The sequence below is a fragment of the Stenotrophomonas sp. YIM B06876 genome (assembly GCF_030711595.1).
Classification (GTDB): Bacteria; Pseudomonadota; Gammaproteobacteria; order Xanthomonadales; family Xanthomonadaceae; genus Stenotrophomonas.
In genome coordinates this window covers 1-2,058 of sequence record NZ_JAUJUJ010000132.1, presented here as the reverse complement: position 1 = coordinate 2,058, position 2,058 = coordinate 1, and the positions used below count along the sequence as shown (strand labels likewise).

Here is a 2,058-nt window from a genome sequence, read left to right as displayed (position 1 = left end):
ACTGGAACGGGTGGTCGTAGACGAACTCGCCAGCGACCGAGTAGTGGCCATAGCGCAGCGTCTCGGCGCGGAACGGCCGGATCATCTGCGAATGGCAGTTGTAGCAGCCCTCGCGCAGATAGATATCGCGCCCCACCAGCTGCAGCGGTGCGTACGGCTCGACGCCCTTGACCGCCTCGGTGGTCGACTTCTGGAAGAACAGCGGCACGATCTCGACCAGGCCGCCCACGGCAATCACCAGGATGATCAGGACGATCATCAGGAAGTTGTTGGTTTCCACCTTCTCGTGGGTGAAACCGCTCGAGGCATTGTTGTTGTGTTGTGACATGAAGGGACTCCTCGGGTCTCAGGCGTGCGCCGGCTTGACGGCGGGAATGGCCACGCTGACCGAGCGGCCCGAAATGGCGGTGACCCAGACGTTCCAGGCCATGATCAGCATGCCCGTCAGGTAGAGAACGCCGCCCGCGAAGCGGATCACGTAGAACGGATAGGTGGCCTTCACGCTTTCGACGAAGGTGTAGGTCAGCGTGCCGTCGGCGTTCACGGCGCGCCACATCAGGCCCTGCATCACACCGGCGATCCACATCGCAGCGATGTACAGCACGATGCCGATGGTCGACAGCCAGAAGTGCAATTCGATGGCCTTCATGGAGTGCATCTTTTCCTTGCCAAACAATCGCGGCACCAGGTAATAGAGCGAACCCATGGTGATCAGGCCCACCCAGCCCAGCGCGCCGGCGTGCACGTGGCCCACGGTCCAGTCGGTGTAGTGGCTCAGGGCGTTGACGGTCTTGATGGACATCATCGGACCCTCGAACGTGGCCATGCCGTAGAACGACAGCGACACGATCAGGAAGCGCAGGATGGGGTCGTCGCGCAGCTTGTGCCAGGCGCCCGAGAGCGTCATGACGCCGTTGATCATGCCGCCCCAGCTGGGCGCCAGCAGCACCAGCGAGAACACCATGCCCACCGATTGCGTCCAGTCGGGCAGCGCCGTGTAGTGCAGGTGGTGCGGGCCGGCCCACATGTAGGTGAAGATCAGCGCCCAGAAGTGGACGATGGACAGGCGGTAGCTGTAGACCGGGCGGCCGGCCTGCTTGGGAATGAAGTAATACATCATGCCCAGGAAGCCCGCCGTCAGGAAGAAGCCCACGGCGTTGTGGCCATACCACCACTGCACCATGGCGTCCTGCACACCGGCGTAGGCCGAGTAGCTCTTCATGAAGCCCGCCGGAACGGCGGCGCTGTTGACGATATGCAACAGTGCGACGGCCAGAATGAAAGCCCCATAGAACCAGTTGGCCACATAGATGTGGCGCACCTTGCGCACTCCCACGGTACCGAAGAACACGATGGCATAGGCCACCCAGACCAGGGCGATCAGGATGTCGATGGGCCATTCGAGTTCGGCGTATTCCTTGCCCTGGGTGTAGCCCAGCGGCAGGCTGATGGCTGCGGCCAGGATGACCAGCTGCCAGCCCCAGAAGGTGAAGGGCACCAGGGCCCCGCCGAACAAGCGCACCTGGCAGGTGCGCTGCACCACGTAGTAGCTGGTGCCGATGAGGGCGCTGCCGCCGAACGCGAAAATCACCGCATTGGTGTGCAAGGGTCGCAGGCGGCCGTAGCTCAGCCAGGGTATGCCGAAGTTGAGTTCAGGCCAGGCCAGCTGGGCGGCGATGAACACGCCCACCAGCATCCCCACCACCCCCCAGACCACGGCCATGATCGAAAACTGCCGCACAACCGTGTCGTTGTAGTGCGCAGCATCTGCTTTTTTTGGAATATCCATCGGGCACCTCTTGATTTCAGCGAAAGTATTAACCAGCGTATGGGTAGGGGATTTGACCGAGGTCAATTGTCACGAAGAATGCGCTCGCCTTCTTGCTCTACGTTCTCGAACTGCCCCCGGTACACGGCCCACCAGAGGCCGAGGATGATCAGCAACACGAGCACCACAGACAGCGGGATCAGAAGGTAGAGAATGTCCATCGGGAAGGGCTTTGGAAGTCAGGCCGCCAGGGCTGCGACCGGCGAAGGCCCGGTGGGCGCAGCGACGGC

The 2,058-nt window shown here is 62.1% G+C and carries 3 protein-coding genes; all 3 read right to left on the bottom strand.

Features of this window, described 5'->3' with window-relative positions:
• On the bottom strand, positions 1-328 hold a 328-nt coding region (locus QZH66_RS15355; RefSeq protein WP_305806775.1), incomplete at its 3' end, for a cbb3-type cytochrome c oxidase subunit II.
• Positions 329-346: 18 nt separating this feature from the next.
• Positions 347-1,789: a cytochrome-c oxidase, cbb3-type subunit I gene (gene ccoN / locus QZH66_RS15350; protein ID WP_305806774.1), complete on the bottom strand. Its 1,443-nt coding sequence runs from the start codon at positions 1,787-1,789 to the stop codon at positions 347-349.
• A gap of 62 nt (positions 1,790-1,851) precedes the next feature.
• Positions 1,852-1,989: a cbb3-type cytochrome oxidase assembly protein CcoS gene (gene ccoS / locus QZH66_RS15345; RefSeq protein ID WP_169169448.1), complete on the bottom strand. Its 138-nt coding sequence runs from the start codon at positions 1,987-1,989 to the stop codon at positions 1,852-1,854.
• Between the last annotated feature and the right edge of the window lie 69 nt (positions 1,990-2,058).

Coding starts and splice junctions, on each gene's coding strand:
- ccoN (WP_305806774.1), bottom strand. CDS start 1,789: ATGGATATTCCAAAAAAAGCAGATGCTGCGCACTACAACGACACGGTT.
- ccoS (WP_169169448.1), bottom strand. CDS start 1,989: ATGGACATTCTCTACCTTCTGATCCCGCTGTCTGTGGTGCTCGTGTTG.